The sequence below is a fragment of the Candidatus Solincola tengchongensis genome (assembly GCF_015711935.1).
Taxonomy (GTDB): Bacteria; Actinomycetota; Geothermincolia; order Geothermincolales; family RBG-13-55-18; genus Solincola_A; species Solincola_A tengchongensis.
Map to the genome: position 1 here is coordinate 1 of NZ_JACVJJ010000065.1, position 5,974 is coordinate 5,974.

At 61.4% G+C, this 5,974-nt stretch carries 5 protein-coding genes; 3 read left to right on the plus strand and 2 right to left on the minus strand.

Annotation, left to right across the window (positions count from 1 at the left end):
* The first annotated feature begins 140 nt into the window (after positions 1-140).
* Positions 141-713: an SCP2 sterol-binding domain-containing protein gene (locus H7007_RS05715; RefSeq protein WP_287153793.1), complete on the plus strand. Its 573-nt coding sequence runs from the start codon at positions 141-143 to the stop codon at positions 711-713.
* A gap of 129 nt (positions 714-842) precedes the next feature.
* On the opposite strand, the gene H7007_RS05720 is transcribed toward H7007_RS05715, so the two are convergent.
* Both H7007_RS05720 and H7007_RS05725 read right to left on the minus strand, forming a co-directional pair.
* Positions 843-1,457, minus strand: coding sequence for a V4R domain-containing protein (locus H7007_RS05720; protein ID WP_287153794.1), 615 nt, complete (start codon positions 1,455-1,457; stop codon positions 843-845).
* 281 nt (positions 1,458-1,738) lie between these two features.
* Positions 1,739-2,491: a V4R domain-containing protein gene (locus H7007_RS05725; protein WP_287153795.1), complete on the minus strand. Its 753-nt coding sequence runs from the start codon at positions 2,489-2,491 to the stop codon at positions 1,739-1,741.
* Between the two features lie 359 nt (positions 2,492-2,850).
* Between H7007_RS05725 and H7007_RS05730 the strand changes: the two genes are divergently transcribed.
* The gene (locus tag H7007_RS05730; protein ID WP_287153796.1) at positions 2,851-4,224 is read left to right on the plus strand and encodes a sialidase family protein; all 1,374 of its coding nucleotides are present in this window, start codon (positions 2,851-2,853) and stop codon (positions 4,222-4,224) included.
* A gap of 12 nt (positions 4,225-4,236) precedes the next feature.
* Positions 4,237-5,667, plus strand: coding sequence for a sialidase family protein (locus tag H7007_RS05735; protein ID WP_287153797.1), 1,431 nt, complete (start codon positions 4,237-4,239; stop codon positions 5,665-5,667).
* Positions 5,668-5,974: the final 307 nt, after the last annotated feature.

Below are 5,974 nucleotides of genomic sequence, written 5' to 3' on the forward strand. Positions count from 1 at the left end.
TGTTGACCCCGTTGGCGAGGGGTGTTCCCGAGAGGAGAGCGAAAAGGGCGGGCGTTTCTCAGTGAGTCTCGTGAGATAGGCGCGTGGGCACCTGCGGGAGAGAAAGGCGGGTGCTCCTGATAGGAGGAAAGGGGGTAAACATGGGACTCGTTTACGGAAGCGACGAGTGGGAAAAGGCTTATCAGGAAGAGGTCGCCAAGCGCATGGAATCGGAGCCCAAGCCTTATATATATTTCACGCCCGAATGGGTGGCCCTTTATGAGAAGGCCATCCAGGAGGACGCAACCTATAAAGAATTGGCCAAGAACTGGGAGGGAAGCGTGGTCCTCCACGTGGAAAAAGCTCCGCAGTACGGCCTGGACATAGACCTCTACATCCTCCTCGATCTGTGGCACGGTGATTGCCGCAAGGCCCGCATCGTCCCCCCGGAGGTGGGCGAGGCAGGCGATTTCGTGATCACGGGTTCCGCCGACCGCTGGATGGAGGTCGGCCGCGGCCAGCTCGACCCGGTAAAGGGAATGATGCAGGGCAAGCTGCGCCTGAAGGGCGATCTCCCCACCATCGTGCGTTACGTGAAAGCAGCGGTTCGCCTCACGGAGCTGAGCAACATGGTGGGCGGCAAGTACCCCGACGAGCTCACCCCCGAGGAGGTCGAGGGCCTGCGCTCCACGGTGAAAGACCTCGCGGACCGTTTCCTGGGAATCACCGTGTAAAACAGTAAACGGAAAGAACGCCGGGCCTTAGCTCCGGATGCCGAGGGGAATCGGGCCTCCCGAGAACGATGGAGTAAAACGGACGATCTGCCGAACATCGGGACGAAGGCCTGACCCCCTCAGGTGTCATCACGACTGCGATTCCTTGGATAGGGTGAAGACGCAGTAAGGCTCGCCGGTTATAGCGCATTGCGTTTCCTTTGCTTCGAGCCTCTCCCCGGCTATATGGCTGAAGAAACCGGCCAGTATACCAGCGAAGGCGTAGCATACCGGCTCATTGCGCAGGCCCTCCCAGTAGGGGTCCTCAGACCGGGATATCCAGTAGACCTCCACGGAATGTCGGAGCATCACTTGGGAGGGCACTGGGAGGGAATCGCACTCCGGGTTACCCCATCCGCACTCGCTGACGGCCAGCCGCAGGAGCATGGAGACCATCTCGTTGTAGAATCGGGAGAGCACCGGGTCCGCTTCCAGCTTCACCCGGTCCGGTGGCTCCCGGAGGAGGGAGGCGGCGAAGGGAGGGAAGAGGCTCTCGTAATCCAGCTGTTGCAGGGCCTCCATCGCCGTCCGGAAGGCCATGTCGTAGATGACTTCGCAGGCCCTTCGCCGGCCCATGCGGCGGCCCAACACCCGGTGGGTTATCTCGATGTACTCCGAGCCGTGGATGCGCCACTCCAGGCCTCCAAGGCTTATGATCCCGCGATCCAGGTCCACGTCATAGGCATCCAGGGCCCTCCCTCCCATGTACAACCGGGAAGCAACGGAGGGGAAATCCCGTGGCGGCAACACGCTCGCCAGACGGAGCGCCGTCCGGGAGAGCACAGGATGTCTGCGCGTGAAATCGATGAAGGTAAGGTAAGCCCGAGCTTTACGGGAAAAGGAGCCCGCGCTTCCCTTCGATATTGGAGGGCCCGCCTTCCTTGCGTAACCGAAACTCGCCGCCATGCTCGAGAGAGATCCGCTCATCGGTCAACCTCCTTTTATCTTTCGTCAACAGACTTGGTGAGATGTGGAATCCGTCTACCTCAAGCGCCGATGCGTTCCACTTCGAATACGCAGCGGGGAGCGCCAGAGCCCTGGCATCCTACCTCCCGGGCCCGGCATTGCTGGCCGGTTATATAAGAGGCGACTCCCTCCACCAGGCCTATGTACTCCGCACACACCGGTTCCGGCGAGGGCTCCAGATACCTCACGTCCAGGGTGTTCTCGAGGGTCGCGGTGATGGGGTCCCTGGCGATGGAGGCCCGGATGCGCCCCCACCCGCCCTCGTCACCGATGAGGCGTATGACCATGTTCATGCCCTTCTCCGCCAGCCGCAGGAGGTCAGGGTCGGAGCGCACCGCCTCCAGGGTAGCGGGGTTGCCGATCATGGGCTTGATGATGCCCGGGACGTGTTTCCCTTCCACGCCCATCTTCACCTCTTGAAATAAGGACTCGCGGGCGATCTCCTTTATGGCATCCTTGCCTTCCTTCTCGCCTAGTTCCTGCAACAGCGTCTCGAAGAACACGCGGGTGAAAAGGGCAGGGTGGATGGTCTCCTTCACCTCTCCGAAGACCACCCAACCCCTCTCCCTATCCACTACGTGGCAGTCGAAAGCGGACGCGCCCATGAAGGCTCTCACCACCACGGGCAGGAGGTCGCGCATCACGGGAGCGTTGGCCACCGGTCGGAGGAAAACCCTCACCATAACCGGGTGTCGCTCCAGGAAATCGGTAAGAAGGAGGACGACCCGGATAAACACCCTGGGCACGGGAAACCTCAGGCCTGGCAGTCTCATCTTCCAACCCCCTTTCTCTCGGTTCGTTTACTGGACCATCAGCAGCTAATTCCCTACATATGGAGAAAAAAGCCTAACATCTTCATGCAGCCACCGGGGAAGCCGATTATGTTCCTCGCCAATAGGAATCTCCGCCGCATAGCCCCATCCTTATCACGACCCGTAAAAGCCCGCTTTCTAGCCCCGGACTTGTATCCCCCAGATATATATGATACAAACTCCTTACAATGATGTAAACAATATGTTTACATGAATTCTGGACCCCGCTCGGTGGGGAGGTGAGCAATCGGCGGGGCTGTCCGCGATCTTGGTGCCGGATATAGATCATCCCCGCGTCGATAACATGAGGAGGTAGTGCTGTGAGCGGCCGTGAAACATCGCCTTATGCCGCGGGAGCGGAGGGGAGCCGCCCCGTTCATGCGCAGCCGGAGAAAGGAAGGCCGCCGGTCGCCGATTGCATGATGACCGGCTACGGGGCGGCGGAGCCCTCTCTGGCCATCGCCGGCGACGGCACCGTTTTCTACGCCCCGGTCTTCACCCGAGAGGGCAACGGCCTGATCCGTTCCCGGGACAGGGGCCGGACATGGGAACTCATAATCCCCCGCTTCGGAAACGGGGAGTGCCACAGCCGGGTTCAGACCTACCTCTACCTGGACCCGGACACTGACCGCCTCTTTTTCCATTCCTCCCTGTTGCGCTTTATGCCCCCGCGCCTGAAGAGGGGGTTCAACCTCACCTGGAGCGAGGACCTCGGAGACACCTGGCATCATGTGAAACTTGATATTGAGGCCTTCGACTGGCTCAAGGTCTATGCCGGTCCGCCGGTGAGCAGCCGCACGCGAGGCTATCCGAACGTCCTTTACATGTCCGCCCCCACGCCCATCTCCACACGCTGCTGGCCCGTCCTCTTCCCGCGACTGCAGCAGGTGTGGCGCTCCCTTGACGGTGGAAACTCCTGGGAAAAAGCAGGAGGCATAAGCCTCGTCCCCTCCGATCACGGATTGCCTCGACAGGAATGGATAATCTTCGGATCCGGGGTAGTGGGGAGGGACGGCACGATCTACCTCGGTTTCCGACGCGGCCCCAGGCTGGGGCTCGCCGTGAGCCGGGACGAGGGGCTGACCTGGGAGGTCAGTGATGTGCCGGGCTCTCGCCTCCTGCGCTATTTCAACATCATCCAGATCGGGGTGATTAACGGTAACTACGTCTTCTCAGAGCCCTTGGCCCTGGACACGGAGGGCAACCTCTACGCCATATGGCCGGATGAGAGGGACCTCTTGCGCCTGGCCTGGTCCCGTGATGGGGGTCGCACCTGGAGCCAGGCGCTGGTGGTCTCCGCCCCGGAGGTCAAACACGTCCGTTACCACGCCATGGCCGTGCGCGAGCCGGGACGGGTGGCCATCGCCTATTACGGGAGCCCCGACGGCTTCCGCTACCACGGGTATATCGCGGAATCGAGCGACGTCTTTCAAAAGGAGCCCGTCTTCTGGTCGGCCACGGTGAACGACCCTTCCGATCCCCTGTACCGTTATGGTTTCAACGTGGGCTACCTGGAGATGTGGTACGGCGGCGACCTGAACGAGATCGTGCACGTGCGCTACGACCCGGATGGGAACATCTGGGCCTCCTTCTGTAAGAGGATGCCCCCGTTGATACTGGACAGGAGCTGGAAACGCAGGGAGCACGCCTTCTCCAAGTTGCAGGGCGTCATTGGGAAAATGGTGCATCCTTGAAGGAGGGTCGGGATGATCGAAAAATTCATACCCTATTTTTCACGATTCCAAGTGCCTCCGGCGGGAAGCGTGTTCGAGGCCCTCCTGGACGGGCCTCACGATGCCGTGGCCCATCACGCCGGGGCTCGTCTCCTAAATCCCCAGCCCAAGGGTGGACCTCGAGCGCTGGGCATGGCCACTGGGATCATGACCACCACACCCACCCTCGCCGTCACCAGTAAGGGAACCGTCTTCGCGGCCCTGCGCCACCGCGGGGTCGCCCGCTCACGCGACCACGGGCGGACCTGGGAGATCGTAAAACCGCCGGACAGCGGAGACGACACCCACGAGAACGGCGAGCACGGGTTCGTGCATCTCGACCGGGATACCGACCGCGTGTTCTATATCACCTGGATGACGGTGAGGTCCTTCGGTGAACGACGCCCTCACTGGACCCGCCGCACCAGCGGAAGCTACCTGAGCTGGACCGATGACGAGGGGGAGACCTGGGAACATGCATCCCTAGGCCACGATACCTGGGATTGGCCGAAGATACTCACCGGCCCAGCCGTTCACAGCACCACGGAGGGATACCCCAACGTCATCTATTTCCGGGCCATGTATCCCAAGATCCTTGGTCCGCTGGCAAAATTTTATAAATCGCTCGACGGGGGCAAGACCTGGGCACCGACGGCCCAGTTCGCCTGCGACGGTTTCGAGCCCGGCTACGGCGCGGTGGGCCCGGACGGCACCATCTACCTCGACGAGATCTACACACTGGGATGGCGCTCCGGGTGGCGCGGGTCCCCCTATCCATACCGCTGGAAGGAGCAGGGCAGGTTGCGCGTGGTCATCAGTCGCGACGAAGGAGACACCTGGGAACATCGGGTGGTCACCGGCGCCTTCTGCCCTCTGGCCTTCTACGGTATCCAGAGGGTTGCCGTGGACCGAGGAGGGAACCTCTACGCCGTGTGGGAGGACAACCGGGACGGCCTTCCCTACCTCAGCATCTCCCGGGACGGAGGTCGCACCTGGTCCCGGCGCATGATGATTGCCGCACCGGGGGTCAGGCATGTCCAGTATCAGGTGAACATCGCGGCCCTCGAAGAGGGTCACATAGCCATTTCTTATCTTGGGAGTCCTCGCCGGTTCGGTTTCATCAACTTACCCTACACGCCCGACGGAAGGCCCTACAGCGGTTACCTGTGCGAATGCTTCAACGCCTTGGACCCCGAGCCCGTCTTCTGGAGCGCCTCGCTCAACGACACCTCTCGGCCCCTCATACCTTGGGCCAGGTTATGCGACGCCGTGGGAGAGGGGATGCACGTCACCTTCGCACCCGACGGGACGCCTTGGGCTGCCTTCACGCGAGTGGTCAACCCCTGGTTTCCCATCGGCCCGGCGGTCTTTTACCGGACCCTTCCCACCGATCTCTATGTGGGGCGCTTCGTGCGAGGTCAATAAGGCACGACCTCCTCGGAGGGGTTCGTGCGCGTTTAACGAAAGGTTGACGCGCGATGAATCAAAGGGCCCGGCCGCCGACCGCCGGGTGGCTGCGGCATGGAACTTAGGATAGCCGAAAACCCGTGACCCGTTTCCCCGCGAAAACTTCCATGGGGATTTCCGAAGGCGTTGTAGCCTGCAGCGTCACTATCAAAAGTCTATTGTCGGCACCTTGAAAGGAAGGCTACCCCTCGGATCGGAAAGCGCCGAGGAAACGACCTTGTGATGCGCCGACGCTTTCGTGAATGAGGATCTCGCTCTCCAAAGC

Bases quoted from the DNA above. Each gene is read 5' to 3' on its own strand.
- H7007_RS05720 (WP_287153794.1), bottom strand. From the start codon at position 1,457: ATGGGAGGGAGGGCCCTGGATGCCTATGACGTGGACCTGGATCGCGGG.
- H7007_RS05725 (WP_287153795.1), bottom strand. From the start codon at position 2,491: ATGAGACTGCCAGGCCTGAGGTTTCCCGTGCCCAGGGTGTTTATCCGG.
- H7007_RS05735 (WP_287153797.1), top strand. From the start codon at position 4,237: ATGATCGAAAAATTCATACCCTATTTTTCACGATTCCAAGTGCCTCCG.
- H7007_RS05715 (WP_287153793.1), top strand. From the start codon at position 141: ATGGGACTCGTTTACGGAAGCGACGAGTGGGAAAAGGCTTATCAGGAA.